Below are 19,357 nucleotides of genomic sequence, written 5' to 3'. Positions count from 1 at the left end.
GTGCAAGGAAAACCTGTTGACAGAATCACAATAATACTTAACATGACAACTAATAAGGGAGGGCCTCGTGCCGCATTTTCACATCGACTACTCGCCGAATCTTGAAGATCGGCTCGATATCGCTGCGCTTTGTGCAGTGGTGGCGCAAGCAGCCAAAGAGACCGGCGTGTTTCCTGTCGCGGGCATTCGTGTGCGCGCAACGGCGTGTACGCATGTGTATATGGCTGACGGCAATCCCGACCACGCGTTTTTAGATTTGTCGGTGCGCTTGCGCGCTGGGCGTGCGCCAGAGGCGAAAGCCGCGGCCACCGCGCATGTTTTTAAAGCGCTAGAAACCTTCTGCGATCCCGTGATGACCAGCTCACCTTTTATGCTGTCCATGGAAATGCGCGACATTGACCCAGAGCTGAGCCCTAAGGCCAGCTCCATAAGAAAATATCTTCCGGAGGAGATGAGATGAGCGATCTTGCTACAAATCTGAGCAAACTTGACGGCTTCTTGGCCCGTTTCAAGGAAACTGGCATTCAAAACCGGATCAACGGCCAAGATGTTGGTGGGTCGGCTGGTGTGTTCCAGTCCATTTCTCCTGTCGACAAAACGGTTATCTGCGACGTTGCGCGCAGCACTGAATCTGATGTGGATACAGCCGCGGAAGCCGCCAAAGCGGCCTTTGCCGAATGGCGCGATATGCCTGCATTGCAGCGCAAAAAAATCCTGATCAAAGTTGCCGAAGGCATTGAAGCACGCGCCGAAGAAATCGCTTTGTGCGAATGCTGGGACACGGGTCAGACATTGCGCTTTATGTCCAAAGCGGCGTTGCGCGGCGCGGAAAACTTCCGCTACTTCGCAGATCAAATCGTTGAAGGTCGCGACGGGAAACACATGAAATCCCCGACCTTGATGAACGTCACAACCCGCACACCGATTGGTCCGGTTGGGGTGATCACGCCGTGGAACACGCCGTTTATGTTGTCTACTTGGAAGATCGCGCCAGCTTTGGCAGCGGGTTGTACTGTGGTGCACAAGCCTGCCGAAGATTCCCCGCTGACCGCGCGTCTTTTGGTCGAAATCGCCGAAGAAGCTGGCCTGCCACCTGGTGTGTTGAACACCGTGAACGGCTACGGTCATGACGCTGGCAAACGCTTGACGGAACACCCAGCGATCAAAGCCATCGCATTTGTGGGCGAAAGCCGCACAGGCAGCATCATCACCAAGCAAGGCGCTGATACACTCAAGCGTATGCACCTTGAACTGGGTGGCAAAAACCCAGTGATCGTCTTTGACGATGCCGATCTTGAGCGCGCTTTGGATGCGGTTTTGTTCATGATCTACTCGATCAATGGCGAGCGTTGCACATCGTCTAGCCGTTTGTTGGTGCAAGACACCATTCGCGAAGAATTCGAAGCCCGCCTTGTTGAGCGTGTGAACAACATCAAAGTGGGTCACCCGCTTGATCCGAAAACTGAAATCGGCCCGATCGTGACCGAAGAGCATTACAACAAAGTGACCTCTTACTTTGACATCGCAGTTGAAGACGGTGCCACCGTTGCGGCAGGCGGCGTGAAAGTGGGCGATGAAGGCTTCTTCGTGCGTCCAACTTTGTTCACCAATGCAAACAACAAAATGCGTATTGCTCAAGAAGAAATCTTTGGGCCTGTGCTGACCTCTATTCCTTTCTCAACCGAGGAAGAGGCTTTGGAAATGGCCAATGACACTGACTACGGCTTGACCGGTTACTTGTGGACCAACGACCTGACCCGCGCCATGCGCTTCACCGACGCTTTGGAAGCGGGGATGATCTGGGTGAACTCTGAAAACGTGCGTCACTTGCCTGCGCCATTTGGCGGCGTGAAAGCCTCTGGCATTGGACGCGACGGCGGCGACTGGAGCTTTGAGTTCTACATGGAGCAAAAGATGATCGCGTTTGCCACAGGCCAACACAAAATGATGCGTCTTGGCATTCAGTAATCAGATTTAAGGGAGGAGACCGATATGGGAGAGATCGTACTCGCAGCCAAGTGCACACACGTGCCGACGATGCTGATGTCAGAACAAGACGGCCCAGTGAAAGGCAAGCGCCAAGCGGCCATTGATGGCCACATGGAAATCGCACGTCGCGCCGCCGAACTTGGTGCCGACACCGTTGTGATTTGTGACACCCATTGGGTGATCAACGCTGGCTTTCACATCAATTCCAACAGCCATTTCAAAGGCTTGTTCACGTCCAATGAGTTTCCGCAGTTTATCCAAGATTTGGAATATGAATACGACGGGAACACCGAATTGGGCGATGCGATTGCGGCGAAAGCGACCGAAATGGGTGCCTATACTTTGTCGCATAAAATCGACAGCCTTGAGTTGGAATACGGCTCGCTTGTGCCGATGCGCTTTATGAGCCGTGCGCATAAGATGAAAGTCGTTTCTGTCGCGGCATGGTGTACTGTGCATGATCACGACGAGAGCCGTATCGTGGGCGAGGCCATTCGCGCCGCTATTGAAGAAAGCGACAGCAAGGTTTTGCTCGTGGCCTCTGGGTCTTTGAGCCACAAAATTTGGCCCAACAAAGACTATGCCGCAAACAACGGCACTTTCACCATCAGCTCTGAGTTCAATCGTCAGATGGATTTGCATGTCCTTGAGATGTGGAAGAACGGCGATCACGCCACCTTCCTCAAAATGCTCGCTGAATATGCGGAATTCTGCTGTGGCGAAGGCTCCATGCACGATACCGCGATGCTTTATGGCGCTTTGGGCTGGGACAGCTACGACGCCAAATGCGAAGTGATCACAGAATATTTCCCCAGCTCCGGCACGGGACAAACCAACGTTATTTTCCCTGTCCAATAGGGGTTGAAAGGAACGCACATGCCTATTCCAGAACACAATCTGAACCCGCCCTTTAACATCGTCCGCCTGAGCCACACCGAATTGCGTGTGACGGATCTTGCATGGTCGCGCGGCTACTATGTCGACACACTCGGCTTGCAAGTGACCTATGAAGACAAAGAAGTCATCTACCTGCGCGCGATGGAAGAACGTGGCCACCACTGTTTGATCCTGCGCCACGCGCCTGTGGGCGAAGTGGGTGTTTTGGGCTTCAAAGTCTGGTCCGAAGAAGATCTCGACAAGGCCGAGCACTGGTTCAAAGCCCGCGATTTGCCAACCGAATGGGTGGAACGCCCTTACATGGGCCGCGTTTTGAAAACACGCGACCCTTGGGGTGTACCGCTCGAGTTCTATGCCAAAATGGACCGTCTTGAGCCAATCCACCAAAAATACAAACTGTACAATGGTGTGAAGCCACTGCGCATTGATCACTTCAACCTGTTCTCACCGAACGTGGACAACTCGATCAAATTCTACGGCGAGCTGGGCTTCCGCGTCACCGAGTACACAGAAGACGCAGAAACAGGTCGCGCTTGGGCCGCATGGATGCACCGCAAAGGCGGCGTGCACGACATGGCCTTCACAAACGGCACTGGCCCACGTTTGCACCACGTTGCTTTTTGGGTGCCAACACCGTTGAACATCATCGACTTGCTCGACCTGATGTCCACCACAGGTTATGTTGACAATATCGAACGTGGCCCTGGCCGCCACGGTATTTCCAACGCGTTCTTCTTGTACATTCGCGACAAAGATGGTCACCGTACTGAAATCTACTGTTCCGATTACCAAACGATTGATCCCGATCACGAAGCGATCAAATGGGACCTCAAAGATCCTCAGCGTCAAACCCTTTGGGGGGCGGCAGCGCCACGCAGCTGGTTTGAACTGGGCTCAACTTTCGAAGGTGCCCCTGTGACTGAAAGTGATCTCAAATCACAGCCGATCATCGCGCCATAAGTCTATAAAAACAAATCGGTGCACCACGTGTGCGCCGATTTTTACCCACAAATATCAAGGTCCTGTCATGCTCAAAGATCCAAGCCTGTTTAAAGAAGCCGCACTTGTTGGCGCCGAATGGATTCCTGCTGGCGAAAACGCCATCGAGGTGCGCAACCCATCAACGGGGGCTTTGATTGGTCATGTGCCAAATCTTGGTGCCGCTGAAACTGAGGCTGCAATCGCGGCTGCGGATGTCGCTCAAAAAGAATGGGCTGCACGCACAGCCAAAGAACGCGCTGGCATTTTGCGCAAATGGTTCGATCTGATGGTCGAGAACGCTGATGACTTGGCGTATATTTTGACGCAAGAGCAGGGCAAACCTTTGGCCGAAGCGCGCGGCGAAATCATGTATGGCGCCTCCTTTATCGAATGGTTTGCCGAAGAGGCGCGTCGTATTTACGGCGATGTGATCCCCGGCCATGCGCCTGACAAACGCATTGTTGTGGTCAAGCAACCCATCGGTGTCGTTGCGGCTGTCACCCCATGGAATTTCCCGAACGCGATGATCACTCGCAAAGCTGGCCCTGCTTTGGCGGCGGGCTGTGCGATGGTGCTGAAACCTGCATCACAAACGCCGTTTTCCGCGATTGCTTTGGCGGTTTTGGCTGAACGCGCTGGTCTTCCTGCTGGGCTTTATTCTGTCATCACGGGTTCTGCGCGCGCCATCGGCGGTGTGATGACCGCGAGTGACACCGTGCGCAAACTGACCTTTACGGGGTCCACCCCTGTGGGCATCGAATTGATGCGCCAATCTGCGCCGACAATCAAAAAACTGGCGCTTGAGCTGGGCGGCAATGCGCCGTTTATCGTCTTTGATGACGCCGATGTGGATGCTGCTGTTGAGGGCGCGATTATCGCCAAGTTCCGCAACAACGGCCAAACTTGTGTTTGCGCCAACCGCATCTATGTGCAGTCTGGTATTCACGATCTTTTCGCCGAAAAACTGGCCGCAAAACTGGCCACTTTGAAGGTCGGAGATGGCATGGATGCGGACACTGTGTTTGGGCCTTTGATCGATGCGAAAGCTGTTGAAAAAGTGCAAGAACATGTGGACGATGCCACTGCAAAAGGCGCAACGGTTGTGATGGGCGGCAAGCCCCACGCGCTGGGCGGGACGTTTTATGAACCGACAGTGATCACCGGCGTGACCCAAGATATGGTTGTCGCTGTAGATGAAACCTTTGGGCCTTTAGCGCCGATTTTCAAGTTTGAGACCGATGCAGAAGTCGTGGCCATGGCCAATGACACGGAATTCGGTTTGGCGTCATACTTCTACACCCGCGATTTGGCGCGTTCTTGGATGGTCGGCGAGCAGTTGGAATACGGCATGGTTGGCATCAACACAGGCCTGATTTCCACAGCTGAAGCGCCATTTGGTGGCGTGAAATCGTCAGGCTTGGGCCGTGAAGGTTCCAAATACGGCATCGAAGAGTTCGTAGAAATCAAATACCTCTGCTTTGGCGGCATTTCCTAAAGGTTTGATATGACACCTAAAGATTTCGAAACTTGGTCCGCGCAAGCGGCGGCATGGGGCGCAAAGTATCGTGATACTTTGCGTGACAAACCCGTGCGCGCGCAGACCTCTGCGGGTGATATCTATCACGCTGTTCCGCCCAAGCCCCCTGAAACGGGTGTGGAGATGGAGCAGATTTTCGCAGATTTCGAACGCATTATTGAACCGGGCATGACCCATTGGCAGCACCCGCGTTTCTTTGCCTATTTCCCTGCGAATGCCGCCCCTGTGTCGGTTGTGGCAGAATATCTTGTAACGGCGATGGCCGCGCAATGCATGTTGTGGCAGACCTCGCCTGCGGCGACTGAGCTTGAAACACGGATGATGGAATGGCTGCGCGATGCCGTTGGTTTGCCATCTGAGTTTTCGGGCGTGATCCAAGATTCAGCGTCTTCGGCCACTTTGGCTGCAGTTTTGGTGATGCGTGAACGCGCAACCGATTGGGCAGGCAATCAAAAGGGTCTCAAGGCCAATCCGCAATTGCGGATCTATTGTTCTGATCAAGTGCATACTTCGATTGACCGCGCCATTTGGGTCTCGGGCATCGGCCAAGACAATCTGGTGAAAATTCCGGCTGATCCTGTGACAGGTGCTTTGCCGCCCGAGGCCTTGGATGAGGCCATTCAAGCAGACTTGGCTGCAGGGTTTCTGCCTGCGGGCTATATTGGCTCTGTTGGCGGGACCAGCATTGGCGGGACCGATGATCTGAGCGCCACGATCAAGGTCGCTCATGCCCACGGGCTTTTCGTTCACATTGATGCAGCTTGGGCTGGTTCTGCGATGATCTGCCCTGAGTTCCGCACGCTATGGGCGGGTGTCGAGATGGCGGATTCCATCGTCTTCAACCCGCACAAATGGCTGGGCGCGTCTTTTGATTGCTCAGCGCATTTGGTGCGTGATCCGAAAGTTTTGGTGAAAACATTGGCCATCCAGCCAGAGTTTTTGAAAACCCATGGCCAAGACGGCGTGATTGATTATTCGGAATGGTCGGTGCCTTTGGGGCGGCGTTTTCGTGCCCTGAAACTGTGGTTTTTGCTGCGCTTTCACGGGCTGGAAGGCCTGCGCACGATGATCCGCAATCACGTGGCTTGGTCGCAATCGCTGTGCGAACGCCTGCGCGCCCATCCTGATTTTGAAATTGTAACCGAACCTGTGTTGTCGCTGTTCAGCTTTCGCCAAAAGGGCGCAAGCGACGCCGACACCATTGCCTTAGTTGAAGCCATCAACGCCGATGGCCGTATTTACCTCACGCAGACCCGCACAGGCGGGCACATCGCGATCCGCTTTCAAGCGGGCGCTTTTGACATGACCGAAGCAGACATCGAAACAGCCTATGACGTGCTGATCGAGATGTCCGCAAACGCTTAGGAGCATCCCATGACCAAATCTCTTCCCCCACGCATTGCTGCGTTTAACGCCAATGGCCAAGACCGCTACGGTGTTGTGACGGACGCAGGCATCATCGACCTCACACTTGATTTCGGCAGCCGCTTTGCTGGCTTGCAAGAAATCATCGAAGCCGGCGCTTTGGACGAAGTGATGGCCGCAGCCGAAGGGCGCAGCCCAAGCTTTCGCGAAGAGGATGTCACATACCTTATCCCGATCAAGCGCCCTGAAAAACTGATCTGTATCGGCGTGAACTTCCCCGATCGCAACGCAGAATACAAAGACGGGCAGGCGGCACCAAGCAAGCCATCAATGTTCATCCGTTTCCCGCGCTCTTTCGTGGGCCACAACGAAAACATCGTGCGCCCACCAGAATCAGAGCAATTGGATTACGAGGGCGAAGTGACCATCGTGATCGGCAAAGGCGGGCGTCGCATCGCACGCGAAGATGCTTACGATCACATCGCGGCGCTGACTTTGTGTAACGAAGGCACTATTCGCGATTGGGTCCGCCACGCGAAATTCAACGTGACCCAAGGCAAGAACTGGGACAACACAGGCTCCATCGGCCCGTGGTTGGTGCCAATGAAAGACGCGTCACAGTTGGATGACATCAAGTTGGAAACACGCGTGAACGGCGAAGTGCGTCAACAAGATCGCACAGGCCGCATGATGTATGATTTCCGCTACATCGTGAACTACGTGTCCACCTTCTGTACGCTTGTACCGGGTGACGTGATCGTTTGTGGCACGCCGACTGGCGCAGGTGCACGCTTCGATCCGCCAATCTGGTTGAAACCAGGCGATGTGATCGAAGTGGAAGCCGAAGGCATCGGCATCTTGCGCAATGGTGTTGAGGACGAATAATGCTGTCGCAATTGGATATTGATGTCGCAGCCGAAAGCTTGCTGCGCGCGGAAGAAACGCAAGAGCAGATTGACCTTTTGTCGATCAAGCACCCTGACATGACGCTGGATGACGCTTACGCCATCCAGTCGTCACAGATGGAGCGCAAGTTGTCACTGGGTCGCAAAATTATCGGCTGGAAAATTGGTCTGACATCGAAAGTCATGCAAGACGCTTTGGGCATTTCGACGCCTGACAGCGGTGTGATTTATGATGACATGCTGTTTGAAAGCGGCTCTGCGGTGCCTGCAAAACGCTTTATCCAGCCACGTATCGAGGCCGAGATCGCCTTTGTCATGAAAGCGCCATTGTCAGGCAAAGTGACCCGTGAGGATGTGATCGCGGCCACCGATTATGTAACGTCGTCGATTGAAATTCTCGACACGCGGATCAAGCGCGTTGATGCGGCCACAGGCCAGACGCGTAAAATCTTTGACACAGTGTCCGATAATGCCGCCAATGGGGGCATTGTTTTGGGGCCCGAACGTCACGCGCCCGAGGATTTCGATCTGCGTTGGGTTGGGGCGATTGTGTCCAAAAACGACGAGGTCGTGGCCACGGGCTTGGGCGCTGCTGTGCTCAACGATCCAGTGATGGGCATTGTTTGGCTGTCAGAGCGCATGGGCCAATATGGTCAGCGCATCGAGGCTGGACAAGTTGTGCTTGCGGGGTCTTTTGTGGCACCTATCGAGTGCCCCTCAGGAACCAAAATTGATGCAGACTATGGCCCCTTTGGCCGTGTTTCCATTGCGTTTGAATAGGATAGACCATGCCAGCACCTCATAATGTCTTTAAAGAGCGGTTGAAAAAAGGCGACACCCAGATTGGCCTTTGGTCCGGTCTCGGCACTGCGTCTGTCGCTGAACTTGCCGCAGGCACAGGGTTTGATTGGATCGTCATTGATGGCGAGCATGGCCCGAACCGGTTGCTCAACATTCTGGAGCAACTGCGGGCCATCGGGGGCGACACAGCACCCGTGGTGCGGGTGCGCGATGACAATCGTGCCGAGATCAAACAGATGTTGGATGCCGGTGCGCAGACGATTTTGGTGCCAATGATCGACAGTGGTGAACAAGCTGCCGAAGTGGTCAAATCCATGCTCTACCCGCCGCTTGGTGTGCGTGGCGTTGGCGCTGCTTTGGCGCGGGCTTCTGGCTACAACGGCATTTCAGATTACTTGCAAACCGCCAACGATGAAGTCTGCCTTTTGCTGCAAGTTGAAAGCATGGCAGGTGTGAATGCATTGGATGATATTCTGGCGTTGGATCATGTTGATGGTGTCTTTGTCGGTCCTGCTGATTTGGCCGCTGATATGGGATTTGTCGGCAAGCCTGGCGCGCCCGAAGTGCAAGCCGTGGTGAATGAAACGCTCACACGCATTCGCGCCTCAGGCAAAGCCGCTGGTATTTTGACCTCTGATCAGACGCTGGCCAAAGGCTATGCTGACATGGGCGTTGAATTCTTGGCCGTGGGCTCAGATGTCGGCGTTTTGCGTGGCGGCTTGCTGGCGCTTAGAGCTGCCTTCTAGGTTAAAATCTCGCGCCACCGCGTGACATCTAAAATGACGAACGCCCCGCTTGCTGTCCGCCTTTTCTCGAAAATGCAGGCGCTGGCGGGGCTGTTCGCTTTTGGGCAGGCTATATAGAAGCTGTTAATAGTCATGTCTTACGCTGCTTGAAGGTTTCGGATTCTCAAGGGCGATTCTTCATGCATTTTCTCTTTCATCGGCTGGCACTTTTACCCGTGTTTCTTGTCGCGCTCGCCGTGACGCATTGGGAACGTCAAAGCGCAGATAGATTGGCTGCGGTCACCACTTTGGCACCTGCGTCAATCGCAACAGCAAACGCTGCCGCGCGGCCGATGTTGGGAAATGCCCCGTCACCATTGGGCGGGCAGAGCGACCGAACTTTTGACCTGTTCGGGGCACGTGCGTTTGCTGCGCCTCTAAACCTAAATACTGTGCCTGGCTGGCCTGCCGCTCAACCGTCTGTCTTTGTCGATGTAACAAAAAGCAACTCACCCTCTGAAGTGACGCCAATGATTCCCGCGTCTCAAAGCGATATGCCTTGGCTGAGTTCGCTTGTTCCGACCTCAGCGGTGCCGAATGTGATGCCAGACATTGGCTTGGCTTTTCAGTTTTAGATACGCCAGTTTGTTCTGAAAACGTTTGGAAATAGACGGGTGTCTGCTTGTGGCAGGTCTATCATTGCACGACAAATCCGCAATATACGCTGGTTCAAATGATGATCACGCATGAAGCGTTAGAAAAACCCATATTTTATGAGGGGCGTCGGTTGACTCCCTCTTTCAGCCCTATATAAGCCGCTCATCCCGTATGCAGCAATGTGTGCGGGCTATTACTTTGGTGTTGGTGGCCCTCGCAAGAGGTTGCCTGTCGGCTGAAAGCGATAACTGTGCTCAATGCACATAGTTCGTGGAACGCAAAGGACAGCACCTTTCACAAACTTGAAAGGATCCAGATCGTGACCAAACGCACATCTGCCAAATACAAAATTGACCGCCGCATGGGCGAAAACATCTGGGGCCGCGCTAAATCCCCAGTGAACCGTCGTGAATATGGCCCAGGCCAGCACGGTCAGCGCCGCAAAGGCAAATTGTCTGACTTCGGTCTTCAGTTGCGCGCAAAGCAAAAACTGAAAGGTCACTACGGCGATCTGACAGAGAAACAATTCCGCCGCATCTACGCTGACGCTGTGCGTATCAAAGGCGATACAGGTGAAAACCTCATCGGCTTGCTCGAATCCCGCTTGGACGCTGTTGTGTACCGCGCGAAGTTCGTTGCAACAATCTTTGCTGCCCGTCAGTTCGTAAACCACGGCCACGTCACAGTGAACGGCAAACGCGTAAACATCCCTTCTTACCGCGTAAAAGAAGGTGACGTTGTAGAAGTGCGTGATCGTTCCAAGCAAATCGCAGTTGTTCTTGAAGCAACTCAATTGGCTGAGCGTGATGTTCCTGACTACATCGAAGCTGATCACTCCAAATTGAAAGCGACATTTGTGCGCACGCCTGGTCTTTCAGACGTCCCATACGCTGTTCAAATGGAACCAAACCTCGTGATCGAATTCTACGCTCAGAACTAATCTGAGCCACTCGATAAGACTTTTGAAAGGCCGTCCTTTGGGGCGGCCTTTTTCTATGGTCGGGTATTCAATAGTTTTTCCACAGCGCGTGGGCAAAACAGACGCGTTGGCGCAACATATTTGTGCAGTTTGGTGAAGCGACTTTCCTTGCTGCGCGCGCACGCGTATGAGTAACCCAACCTTACCGTGAGTTGAGCTATGACCCGTGTGATTGAACCCCAACCCAAAATTCTTGACATCGTCTTGTATCAAGGTGGTGCCAGCAAGATTGCTGGTTTGGAAAATGCTGTAAAACTGTCCTCGAACGAAAATCCGCTTGGGACACCTGATGACGCTAAAGCCGCCTTTACCAAGGCTGCGCATCAGTTGCACCGCTACCCAAACACCGACCACGGTCGTTTGCGCCAAGCGATTGGCGAAGTGCATGGCCTTGATCCGCAAAAAATTATTGTTGGGGTGGGCTCTGACGAGATCATCACCTTCTTGTGCCAAGCCTATGCGGGCGTCGGTGACGAAGTCATCCACACGGAACACGGGTTTTCCATGTACCGTATTTCCACGCTTGCGGCGGGCGCAACGCCTGTGTGCGTGCCCGAGCGCGAGCGCGTCGTGGATGTGGACGCGATCCTTGCGGCCTGTACGGACAAGACCAAATTGGTGTTTATCGCCAATCCGGCCAACCCCACAGGGACAATGATTGGTCAACGCGAAGTGTCGCGTTTGGCAGACGGCTTGCCGCCGCAAACGATCTTGGTGCTCGATGGGGCCTATGCAGAATATGTCGACGCATTTGACGGCGGCGCGGCTTTGGTTGAAGCGCGCGACAACGTCGTGATGACGCGTACCTTTTCCAAGATTTACGGTCTGGGCGGCGCGCGCGTCGGCTGGGGATTTGGCCCGCAGGAAATCATCGACACGCTTAATCGTGTGCGCGGACCTTTCAACATGTCCGAGCCACAATTGGCCGCAGCCGAAGCAGCTGTGAAAGATCGTGACTGGGTTGAAAAATGTCGCGACGAGAACACGCGCTTGCGGGCTTGGTTGGCTGAGGCTTTGATGGAGCATGGCGTGCCGTCTGACACGTCTTGTGCCAATTTCATTTTGGCGCGGTTCATTGACAATGCCGAAGCCGTGGCATGTGACGAATTCCTAAAATCAAACGGAATTCTGGTGCGTCAAGTGGCGGGCTATGGTTTGCCCAATTGCCTCAGGATCACTGTTGGAGATGAGGCCTCGTGTCGCCGTGTGGCGCATACGATTGGCCAGTTTATGGAGCAAAGCAGATGAGCGTGATGTATGAGCGCGTGGCCCTCATTGGGTTGGGTCTCATCGCGGGGTCGATGTCCTTGGCCATGCGTCGCGCTGGTGTTGCAGGTGAAATCACGGGCTATGCACGGTCTGCCCAAACGCGCGATACAGCGCGCGAACTTGGTCTTGTAGACCGCGTTTGTGAAAGTGCCTCTGACGCCGTCAAAGATGCGGATCTTGTGGTTTTGGCTGTCCCCGTAGGTGCTATGGGCACTGTCATGCAAGAGATTGCACCAGCCTTAAAACAGGGCGCGGTCGTCACTGACGTAGGCTCTGTGAAGAAAGATATCTTTGCGTCTGTTCTGCCGCACTTGCCTGAAAATGTTGAATTTATCGGCACGCACCCTATGGCAGGGACGGAGCATTCTGGTCCGACAGCGGGCTTTGCTGAGCTGTTCGATAAGCGGTGGTGCTTGATTGTACCGACCGAGACTTCGACGGATGTTGAGATTGAACGTCTTGAGGCGTTTTGGCATGCGCTTGGCGCAGATACAAAGCGTATGGATGCGGATCACCACGATCTTGTCTGCGCAGTGGTTTCACATACGCCGCACTTGATCGCCTATACAATGGTGGGTGTTGCCGACGATTTGAGCCGCGTGACGGACCAAGAGGTGATTGAATTCTCTGCTGCTGGTTTCCGCGATTTTACCCGTATTGCTGCGTCCGATCCGACCATGTGGCGCGACGTCTTTTTGTCGAACAAGGAAGCGACGCTGGAAATTTTGGGGCGTTTCACGGAAGAATTGTTCGCGTTGCAACGTGCGATCCGACAAGGCGACGGTGATCATCTGCATGAATACTTTACCCGCACCCGCGCTATTCGTCGTGGCATTATCGAAGCTGGCCAAGATACGGATGCCCCGAACTTTGGGCGCAACAGCGACGCGTCATAAGGCGGCATCGGTCGGTCGCGCTTGCGGTTTGTGTAACGCTTAAAAACGGTGATTACATCAGCGGTCTCGAAGGCTGGAAGACATGGCGGCACTAGAAAATCTTGCGCAAAATGCTCAAGGCCGCCTGCGGGCCGTTTGGCACTGTCTTGGGGGCAGAAACCGACACGTTTCACAAAGATCACTTTCATTTTGACACCGCACGTTGCGGATCAAAAAGCCACTGTCGCCAAGTGCCTAGCGGATTGTGATGCGCGGTGCTGGGCCAAGGGGTAGAAACCCCATCGAAATCGTCCCACGCGCCAAGGTCAATTCGGCGTCGATTGTCGTGCTGTTGCCCTTGAGCTTTGCGAGCATTTCACCGGCGCTCATCGCCAGTGGCGCAAGGTCCTGCGGGATGATCCCTGCGGTGGTTGCGAGTGAAATCATTTCACGCCAATTGGTGGCTTTGACGGCGATTTTGCCGTTGGGATAACCATTTGCATCCACTTTGAAATCGCCTGCCAGACGCAAGTCGAGCGCGCCCCAAGTGGCCGCGACATTGCGCAACACAACATGTGTTGGTTGCGGGCGCGGACCCTCAAGTGCGGTGATGTCCCAGTCTTTGTCGAAGGTCACCGTCGCATCAACTTTCATAGAATCGAAGCTGTCGGACAAAATGCCATCAGGGTTCAGACGTGACATCATCGCGGCCACTGGCGCAAGGTTTTCGATGTTCATCGTGATGTCGTGGGCAAGGCGATTGTCTTCAGAGCGCACAGCGGTGGCGCTTGCCTTGTCGACTGTAAAGCCCCAATCCAAGTTGGATTTGGCGGTCACATTGATGAAGTCAAATGCGGCGCGGTGCATCGTAAGGGCAGGGCCTGCCTCGACAAAAAGAGTGCCGCCGATGTTTTCGTTTGTGATGTCGATGGTCTGAAACGGGGTCGAAATCCGCGTATTTTGGTCCAGTTGCGCATGCAATTGTGTGGGCGCGTAGCTTTTGCTTTTGATTGAAAAGCGCTGTGTTTGTGCCGCCAAACCAGTGTTGGGATCCGCGATGGCAAGGTCCGTCAGGTCGGTTTCAAATGTCAAAGGATAGCCGCGTGTTTTGACAGAGGCGACTTCGGTTTGCCAGCCTTGTGCGGCGCGGGAGTTCAGCCATGTTTCAATGCCGCGTTCGCTGGCGCGCGCTGTGATCAGCCAGTAGCCAGAATACAAAACCACCAGACCGAGACAGAGAAAAATAAGTTTGCGCATACTGAAACCCTTCAAGACCACTTCCAACACTGAACAAAGCCGTGTTTAACCACAGTTGAGGAACTTGGCCAGTGGGCCGAAGACACAAGGACGCAAGGGCACAATCGGCGATGACGGGTTTTGAGAACGGGTTTTGGGTGTTTGGATATGGGTCCTTGTTATGGAACCCAGAGTTTGAATTTATCGATCATGTGCCAGCCACTTTGACAGGCTTTTCACGTTCATTTTGCATGTGGTCTATCCACCATCGTGGCAGTGTTGAAAAACCGGGACTTGTTCTGGCGCTGGACGCTCAACTCGATGCGACGTGTCGCGGTGTTGCGTTTCGCGTTGGGCCTGACACGGCCATGCAATGCCTTGCCGATTTGCGGGAGCGCGAGCTGGTATCATCGGCTTATGTTGAACATCACGTGCCGTTGCGCCTTGACGATGGGCGCGATGTGACGGCTTTGGCCTATGTCATCGACCCTGATCATGTTCAATACACAGGCCCGCTGTCTTTGGATCAACAGGCGGATATCATCGCCGCCGCAAAGGGCGGGCGTGGTCCAAACAGTGCTTATTTGTTCAGCACAGCCCAGCATTTGACCGAGTTGGGCATGGAGGATTATGACCTCACTGAGCTCGCAGCCAAAGTTCGCGCACGTTTGGGCGTAGAGCCTTGAAATCGCATGTTGGCAGAGCGGCATTCGTCGCCTATCGTGAACCCAATTAAAAAACGCTAGGTCAGGACAGGACAAGGTCAATGGACCAACCAAATCAAGGCGCAAGGCAGCATTTTTCACAGCCCATTAGACAGATCACATTGATGGTGATCGTGCTGGGGCTGGTCAGCTTTGGCGTGTATGTTGCATTGCCTCGGGTTTTGCCGGTGTTTCTTGCCAATCCGTATCTCAATGGCTTTATCGCATTTGTCTTTGTGATCGGCGTTGTTGCGTGTTTTTGGCAGGTGTTTCAACTTGTCGGCTCCGTCAATTGGATTGAACGTTTCATCGGCATTCAGCCACGCCAACAGGGCAAGCGTGCCCCTCGGTTGTTGGCGCCGCTTGCGGGGTTGATGCGTGAGCGTGGCGCGCAGTCGCAAATTTCCAGTTCGTCTTCACGGTCGATATTGGATTCTGTCGCGACGCGCATCGATGAGGCGCGCGATATCACGCGATACATTTCTAACCTATTGATCTTTTTGGGTCTTTTGGGGACGTTTTATGGCCTAGCCACCACTGTGCCTGCGCTCGTTGACACGATCAAATCGCTCTCTCCAGAGGAAGGGGAAGGCGCATCGATTGTTTTCACGCGTTTGATGACCGGATTGGAGCAACAGCTAGGGGGCATGGGCACGGCGTTTGCCTCGTCGCTGCTTGGGCTGGCGGGATCACTTGTTGTGGGGCTGCTCGAACTCTTCGCATCCCATGGCCAAAACCGGTTTTTCCGTGAACTTGAAGAGTGGATGTCGTCGATTACGCGGATCGGCGTGGCGTCTGGTGATGGCGATGGTGAGGGTGACGTCACTGCCTCCGCTGCCGTGTTGGATCATATGTCTGCACAGATGGAGGCGCTTCAAGACCTGTTTGTTAGATCTGACGCGTCTCGAGCTTTGGTCGATGAACGGATCGGTCAACTCACACATTCCATTGACCGGATGGTGGTGCAGCTTGAAAAGGATGATGCGGTTGGTGCGGCGCTTGAAAAGCTTGCCCACACGCAAGATCGACTTGTGGAAGCGTTAGAGCAAAACACTGCTGCAAGCGGTGGTGTTGGTGATGATGCCGAAAGCCGGATGCGCCTGCGCTCGATCGACGTACAGCTTTTGCGTATTCTCGAAGAAATTGCGGCAGGGCGTCAAGAAAGCACTGAGGCGCTGCGCGGCGATATATCTGTTTTGACGCAGATTTTGCGCGAAGCCACGGCGCAGGAGCAATAACCCATGGCCGTTTTGCGCCGTTCATCGCAACGCATGTCTGGGTCGATCTGGCCCGGATTTGTGGATGCTATGACTGCGCTTTTGCTGGTTTTGATGTTTGTTCTCACCATCTTTATGGTGGTGCAATCCATGCTGCGCGACACGATTTCAGGTCAAGAAACGGAACTCGACGCTTTGTCGTCTGAAGTGTCTGCTTTGGCGCGTGCTTTGGGGCTCGAACAGCAACGATCCTTTGGTTTGGAAGAGCAACTTGGAACGATCCGCGCAACGTTGAATGAAGCGCGCGATACTGCCGTTGCGCAAACCGCGCTTATTGCTTCGTTGCAGTCACAAAACTCGGAAGCGAATGCGCGCATTGCCTCATTCGAAGCCCAAGTTGCCAGTCTTTTGTCTGAACGCGACGCGGCTTTGGCCACATCAGATCAACGCGCGGCCACCATCGAAGAACTGGAAGCGGCCAATCAAAGGGTCATCAGCGAACAAGAGGCTTTGCAATTGGCGTTGGCCGCGGCACGGGATGAAATCGATGCCGCGGCTGAAAATGCACGACTGGCCGCCGCGCGCCGAGAAGCGCTTGATGCATTGGTGGCGCAGCTTCAAACAGAGGCGGTCGACAAAGACGCGGCACTGGCTGCAGAAATCGCCCGTGTGCGCGACACGCAAGCCTCATTGACCGAGGCCGATGCGGCCCGCCGTGAAATCGAAGCGGCTTTAACGGAAGCTGAGAAAGCGCGATTGTTGAGTGAGGCGTCGCTGAGTGAAGCGGAGAAAGCTCGGATTTTGGATCAAGCGGCCTTGCAAGCATTGCGTGACAAATTGGCGAATTCTCAAGATGAACTGACGGCGCTCACTTTGGCGTTGGAAGAACAGCGCAAAGGCGCCGAGGAAACATTGACGTTGCTTGCCGCCGCAGATGCCGCACGGCGGTCATTGAGCTTGGATGCGCAAGCGCAATTGTCTGAGGCTCAAAAACAGGCGGCGCTCTTGGCCACGGCCGAGGCCGCCTTGGCGAATGAGACAGAAAAGTCGGCAGAGAGTGCGCGCAAAGTTGCGCTTTTGAACCAGCAGGTCTCTGCATTGCGGGGACAATTGTCATCGTTGCAGGCTATTTTGGATGATCGCGAGACACGTGATGTGGAAGCCAATGTTCAAATCGATGCTCTGACGACGCGGCTTAACGCAGCGCTGGCGCAGGTTGCCGCCGAAGAACGCCAACGCGCGCAGTTGGAAGAGGCGGAGCGCAAGCGTCTGGAGGCAGAAGCCAAACAATTGAAAAACTACCGTTCGGAGTTTTTCGGTCGGTTGCGCGACATCTTGGGGGATCGTGAGGGCGTGCGGATTGTGGGCGACCGGTTCGTGTTCAGTTCAGAGGTGTTGTTCGAGCAAGGGTCTGCGGAGTTGGCTGAAAATGGCCGTGCGCAAATTGCGCGCGTGACAGACATTTTGTTTGACGTGTCCAAGGACATTCCGCCAGAAATCGATTGGGTGATCCGTGTCGATGGCCACACCGACAAGGTGCCCTTGTCAGGGCTTGGCGACTACAAAGACAACTGGGAACTCAGCCAAGCGCGCGCCCTGTCGGTGGTGCGCTATATGACCGAAGATCTTGGCTTTGCAGGCAACCGTTTGGCCGCTGCCGGCTTTGGTGAATTCCATCCGATCGCGACTGGCAGCAGCGCTGCGGCGCTTGCGCAAAACCGCCGGATTGAATTGAAGCTAACCGAAAAATAGCGCCTAACGCGTGAGTGAAGTCTCGCTGTTTTGGCTGTCGGGTTCTCTTCCGTATCTCGCAGTCTTGCCCAAAGTAAAATCCCCTGCAAGCACGGGGCTTACAGGGGATAGAGAAAGCGCAATTTATGCGATGTCAAACCGCATCTTTGCTTAGTCGGCGGTCAGCAAAGGTGGCTTTTTGCGTGTGCCGATGCGGCGGTTTTCTGGCTTTTCGAACCGCAAATCAAGCGCGCCGTTTTTCACGCCAACTTTGACAAGACCACCTTTGGCCAGCTTGCCAAAGAGCAGTTCTTCGGCCAGCGGCTTTTTGATGTGTTCTTGGATGACGCGGCCAAGTGGACGTGCGCCCATCTTGCTGTCGTAGCCTTTATCGCCGAGCCATTCAGCCGCAGCACGCGTGAGTTCGATGTGCACGTTGCGATCCATAAGCTGGGCTTCGAGTTGCAGAACAAACTTCTCAACAACTTGGAAGATGACTTCTTTGGGCAGTGGCGCAAAGGAAATCACAGCATCCAGACGGTTGCGGAATTCAGGGGTGAATGTCCGCTCGATCGCAGCCGTGTCTTCGCCCTCGCGGCGATCACGACCAAATCCGATGGCTTCCTTGGCTTGTTCCGTCGCACCGGCGTTGGATGTCATGATTAGGATCACATTGCGGAAATCCACGGTCCGGCCGTTGTGGTCGGTGAGTTTGCCGTTGTCCATGACTTGCAACAGGATGTTGTACACATCGGGGTGCGCTTTTTCCATTTCGTCAAGCAGCAAGACACAATGCGGATGCTGGTCGACGCCGTCGGTCAACATGCCACCTTGGTCAAAGCCAACGTAACCGGGAGGGGCGCCGATGAGGCGGGAAACAGCGTGTTTTTCCATGTACTCAGACATGTCAAACCGCAAAAGCTCGACGCCAAGCGTGTCTGCAAGCTGTTTTGCCACTTCGGTTTTACCCACACCTGTTGGGCCTGCGAACAGGTAGTTCCCAATTGGTTTTTCAGGTTCACGCAGGCCTGCGCGCGCCAGCTTAATCGCCGAGGACAGGGCCACAATGGCCTTGTCTTGGCCAAAGACCACACGCTTGAGTGTGCCTTCGAGATCCTTGAGAACTTCAGCATCGTCTTTCGACACATTCTTGGCTGGAATGCGCGCGATTTTGGCGACAACGGCTTCGATCTCTTTTGTGCCGATGGTCTTGCGACGACGGCTTTCGGTCACGAGGTGTTGAGCCGCACCAGCTTCGTCGATCACATCGATCGCCTTGTCGGGCAGTTTGCGGTCGTGAATGTAGCGCGCGGCCAATTCAACGGCTGATTTGATCGCGTCGTTGGTGTAGCGAATTTCGTGGTGCTCTTCGAAGTAGGGCTTGATGCCCAGCAAGATCTTCACCGCGTCATCGACGGATGGCTCATTGACGTCGATCTTTTGGAAGCGACGTGACAGCGCGCGATCTTTTTCGAAATGCTGACGGAAT

19 protein-coding genes are annotated in these 19,357 nt (G+C 54.4%); 17 read left to right on the top strand and 2 right to left on the bottom strand.

Annotated elements, in window-relative coordinates:
- Positions 1 to 67: 67 nt before the first annotated feature.
- The 14 genes from ABF287_RS03705 (at position 68) to ABF287_RS03640 (ending at position 13,249) form a co-directional block, all read left to right on the top strand.
- Positions 68 to 460 (top strand): 5-carboxymethyl-2-hydroxymuconate isomerase, encoded by a 393-nt coding sequence (locus tag ABF287_RS03705; RefSeq protein ID WP_347183675.1) that lies wholly within the window; start codon positions 68 to 70, stop codon positions 458 to 460.
- On the top strand, positions 457 to 1,968 hold the full coding sequence (hpaE, locus tag ABF287_RS03700) for a 5-carboxymethyl-2-hydroxymuconate semialdehyde dehydrogenase (RefSeq protein WP_347183674.1): 1,512 nt from the start codon (positions 457 to 459) through the stop codon (positions 1,966 to 1,968). The genes ABF287_RS03705 and hpaE overlap by 4 nt, the downstream gene beginning before the upstream one ends.
- Positions 1,969 to 1,992: 24 nt before the next feature.
- Positions 1,993 to 2,847: a 3,4-dihydroxyphenylacetate 2,3-dioxygenase gene (hpaD, locus tag ABF287_RS03695; RefSeq protein WP_347183673.1), complete on the top strand. Its 855-nt coding sequence runs from the start codon at positions 1,993 to 1,995 to the stop codon at positions 2,845 to 2,847.
- Between the two features lie 18 nt (positions 2,848 to 2,865).
- Positions 2,866 to 3,846 carry a 3,4-dihydroxyphenylacetate 2,3-dioxygenase gene (gene hpaD, locus ABF287_RS03690; protein WP_347183672.1) on the top strand — a complete coding sequence of 327 codons (981 nt, stop codon included), beginning with the start codon at positions 2,866 to 2,868 and terminating at the stop codon, positions 3,844 to 3,846.
- 67 nt (positions 3,847 to 3,913) lie between these two features.
- The gene (locus tag ABF287_RS03685; RefSeq protein WP_347183671.1) at positions 3,914 to 5,362 is read left to right on the top strand and encodes an NAD-dependent succinate-semialdehyde dehydrogenase; all 1,449 of its coding nucleotides are present in this window, start codon (positions 3,914 to 3,916) and stop codon (positions 5,360 to 5,362) included.
- A 9-nt stretch (positions 5,363 to 5,371) separates the two neighbouring features.
- Positions 5,372 to 6,769: a pyridoxal-dependent decarboxylase gene (locus ABF287_RS03680; protein WP_347183670.1), complete on the top strand. Its 1,398-nt coding sequence runs from the start codon at positions 5,372 to 5,374 to the stop codon at positions 6,767 to 6,769.
- 9 nt (positions 6,770 to 6,778) lie between these two features.
- Positions 6,779 to 7,654 carry a fumarylacetoacetate hydrolase family protein gene (locus tag ABF287_RS03675; protein ID WP_347183669.1) on the top strand — a complete coding sequence of 292 codons (876 nt, stop codon included), beginning with the start codon at positions 6,779 to 6,781 and terminating at the stop codon, positions 7,652 to 7,654.
- Positions 7,654 to 8,454, top strand: coding sequence for a 2-oxo-hept-4-ene-1,7-dioate hydratase (hpaH, locus tag ABF287_RS03670; RefSeq protein ID WP_347183668.1), 801 nt, complete (start codon positions 7,654 to 7,656; stop codon positions 8,452 to 8,454). The genes ABF287_RS03675 and hpaH overlap by 1 nt, the downstream gene beginning before the upstream one ends.
- 8 nt (positions 8,455 to 8,462) lie before the next feature.
- A complete protein-coding gene (locus ABF287_RS03665) occupies positions 8,463 to 9,221 on the top strand; it encodes an HpcH/HpaI aldolase/citrate lyase family protein (RefSeq protein ID WP_347183667.1) in 759 nt (252 codons plus the stop codon).
- A 179-nt stretch (positions 9,222 to 9,400) separates the two neighbouring features.
- Positions 9,401 to 9,835, top strand: coding sequence for a hypothetical protein (locus ABF287_RS03660; RefSeq protein ID WP_347183666.1), 435 nt, complete (start codon positions 9,401 to 9,403; stop codon positions 9,833 to 9,835).
- Between the two features lie 341 nt (positions 9,836 to 10,176).
- A complete protein-coding gene (rpsD, locus tag ABF287_RS03655) occupies positions 10,177 to 10,797 on the top strand; it encodes a 30S ribosomal protein S4 (RefSeq protein ID WP_347183665.1) in 621 nt (206 codons plus the stop codon).
- A gap of 198 nt (positions 10,798 to 10,995) precedes the next feature.
- Complete coding sequence (gene hisC, locus ABF287_RS03650; RefSeq protein ID WP_347183664.1) at positions 10,996 to 12,084, top strand: histidinol-phosphate transaminase; 1,089 nt, start codon at positions 10,996 to 10,998, stop codon at positions 12,082 to 12,084.
- Positions 12,081 to 13,001 carry a prephenate/arogenate dehydrogenase family protein gene (locus tag ABF287_RS03645; protein WP_347183663.1) on the top strand — a complete coding sequence of 307 codons (921 nt, stop codon included), beginning with the start codon at positions 12,081 to 12,083 and terminating at the stop codon, positions 12,999 to 13,001. The genes hisC and ABF287_RS03645 overlap by 4 nt, the downstream gene beginning before the upstream one ends.
- A gap of 110 nt (positions 13,002 to 13,111) precedes the next feature.
- Positions 13,112 to 13,249 carry an extensin family protein gene (locus ABF287_RS03640; protein WP_347183698.1) on the top strand — a complete coding sequence of 46 codons (138 nt, stop codon included), beginning with the start codon at positions 13,112 to 13,114 and terminating at the stop codon, positions 13,247 to 13,249.
- On the opposite strand, the gene ABF287_RS03635 is transcribed toward ABF287_RS03640, so the two are convergent.
- Complete coding sequence (locus tag ABF287_RS03635) at positions 13,236 to 14,237, bottom strand: DUF2125 domain-containing protein (protein WP_347183662.1); 1,002 nt, start codon at positions 14,235 to 14,237, stop codon at positions 13,236 to 13,238. The two genes, ABF287_RS03640 and ABF287_RS03635, sit on opposite strands and share 14 nt — an antisense overlap.
- A gap of 110 nt (positions 14,238 to 14,347) precedes the next feature.
- Here ABF287_RS03635 and ABF287_RS03630 point away from each other — a divergent pair, with 110 nt between their 5' ends.
- From ABF287_RS03630 to ABF287_RS03620, 3 genes are all read left to right on the top strand, one after another.
- Entirely contained in the window at positions 14,348 to 14,902 is a 555-nt protein-coding gene (locus ABF287_RS03630) for a gamma-glutamylcyclotransferase (protein ID WP_347183661.1), read from the top strand.
- Positions 14,903 to 14,982: 80 nt separating this feature from the next.
- A complete protein-coding gene (locus ABF287_RS03625; RefSeq protein ID WP_347183660.1) occupies positions 14,983 to 16,158 on the top strand; it encodes a biopolymer transporter ExbB in 1,176 nt (391 codons plus the stop codon).
- Positions 16,159 to 16,161: 3 nt separating this feature from the next.
- A complete protein-coding gene (locus tag ABF287_RS03620; RefSeq protein ID WP_347183659.1) occupies positions 16,162 to 17,889 on the top strand; it encodes a peptidoglycan -binding protein in 1,728 nt (575 codons plus the stop codon).
- Positions 17,890 to 18,039: 150 nt separating this feature from the next.
- Here the strand turns inward: ABF287_RS03620 and ABF287_RS03615 are convergent.
- Positions 18,040 to 19,357, bottom strand: a 1,318-nt coding sequence (locus ABF287_RS03615; protein WP_347183658.1) for an AAA family ATPase, incomplete at its 5' end; no start/stop codon positions are given.

The organism is Pacificibacter sp., from assembly GCF_039769035.1.
In the GTDB taxonomy this organism is placed as follows: Bacteria; Pseudomonadota; Alphaproteobacteria; order Rhodobacterales; family Rhodobacteraceae; genus Celeribacter.
Note: the sequence above shows the minus strand (reverse complement) of the source record. Positions and strands in the feature narration are given on the sequence as shown.

Bases quoted from the DNA above. Each gene is read 5' to 3' on its own strand.
- hpaE (WP_347183674.1), top strand. From the start codon at position 457: ATGAGCGATCTTGCTACAAATCTGAGCAAACTTGACGGCTTCTTGGCC.
- hpaD (WP_347183673.1), top strand. From the start codon at position 1,993: ATGGGAGAGATCGTACTCGCAGCCAAGTGCACACACGTGCCGACGATG.
- hpaD (WP_347183672.1), top strand. From the start codon at position 2,866: ATGCCTATTCCAGAACACAATCTGAACCCGCCCTTTAACATCGTCCGC.
- ABF287_RS03685 (WP_347183671.1), top strand. From the start codon at position 3,914: ATGCTCAAAGATCCAAGCCTGTTTAAAGAAGCCGCACTTGTTGGCGCC.
- ABF287_RS03680 (WP_347183670.1), top strand. From the start codon at position 5,372: ATGACACCTAAAGATTTCGAAACTTGGTCCGCGCAAGCGGCGGCATGG.
- ABF287_RS03675 (WP_347183669.1), top strand. From the start codon at position 6,779: ATGACCAAATCTCTTCCCCCACGCATTGCTGCGTTTAACGCCAATGGC.
- hpaH (WP_347183668.1), top strand. From the start codon at position 7,654: ATGCTGTCGCAATTGGATATTGATGTCGCAGCCGAAAGCTTGCTGCGC.
- ABF287_RS03665 (WP_347183667.1), top strand. From the start codon at position 8,463: ATGCCAGCACCTCATAATGTCTTTAAAGAGCGGTTGAAAAAAGGCGAC.
- ABF287_RS03660 (WP_347183666.1), top strand. From the start codon at position 9,401: ATGCATTTTCTCTTTCATCGGCTGGCACTTTTACCCGTGTTTCTTGTC.
- hisC (WP_347183664.1), top strand. From the start codon at position 10,996: ATGACCCGTGTGATTGAACCCCAACCCAAAATTCTTGACATCGTCTTG.
- ABF287_RS03645 (WP_347183663.1), top strand. From the start codon at position 12,081: ATGAGCGTGATGTATGAGCGCGTGGCCCTCATTGGGTTGGGTCTCATC.
- ABF287_RS03640 (WP_347183698.1), top strand. From the start codon at position 13,112: ATGCTCAAGGCCGCCTGCGGGCCGTTTGGCACTGTCTTGGGGGCAGAA.
- ABF287_RS03635 (WP_347183662.1), bottom strand. From the start codon at position 14,237: ATGCGCAAACTTATTTTTCTCTGTCTCGGTCTGGTGGTTTTGTATTCT.
- ABF287_RS03630 (WP_347183661.1), top strand. From the start codon at position 14,348: ATGACGGGTTTTGAGAACGGGTTTTGGGTGTTTGGATATGGGTCCTTG.
- ABF287_RS03625 (WP_347183660.1), top strand. From the start codon at position 14,983: ATGGACCAACCAAATCAAGGCGCAAGGCAGCATTTTTCACAGCCCATT.
- ABF287_RS03620 (WP_347183659.1), top strand. From the start codon at position 16,162: ATGGCCGTTTTGCGCCGTTCATCGCAACGCATGTCTGGGTCGATCTGG.